Annotated in this window: 1 protein-coding gene; it reads left to right on the forward strand. The window is 49.3% G+C overall.

Features of this window, described 5'->3' with window-relative positions; genetic code table 11:
- Positions 1 to 379 (forward strand): gag-polypeptide of LTR copia-type domain-containing protein (locus B5P40_RS32430; protein ID WP_142936405.1); only part of this gene is annotated, 379 nt, incomplete at both ends.

Below are 379 nucleotides of genomic sequence, written 5' to 3' on the forward strand. Positions count from 1 at the left end.
CTACCAGCGCAAATCACTCTCTTCAGTTGTCGTCAAGTTGCGCCAATGGGTTACCTGCATGCAAGACGGGCAGCCAGTGCAAGAATTTATAGGCCGAGTCGAATCTCGAGCCCGAGACCTCCAAGGTGCAGGCATCGAGATACCAGAAAAATTAATTTCAGCACTCGTTGTTTGCAACCTCGATAGCCGTTTCCACTCAGTTGCTACTGCCTTAGACTGCCAGGACTTTGATCATATTTCACTAGTCACGATCACCTCCCTGCTGCTAAACGAAGAAGCTCGTCAAGGCCAAGATATTGCCTCTACACAAGCAAACATTGCTGGCAAGAAGCGTCGATGCAAAGTTCACCCACACCTTGGCCATACGGATGACCAATGT

It is taken from the genome of Bacillus sp. SRB_8, from assembly GCF_003264205.1.
Lineage (GTDB): Bacteria > Bacillota > Bacilli > Bacillales > Bacillaceae_G > Bacillus_A > Bacillus_A mycoides.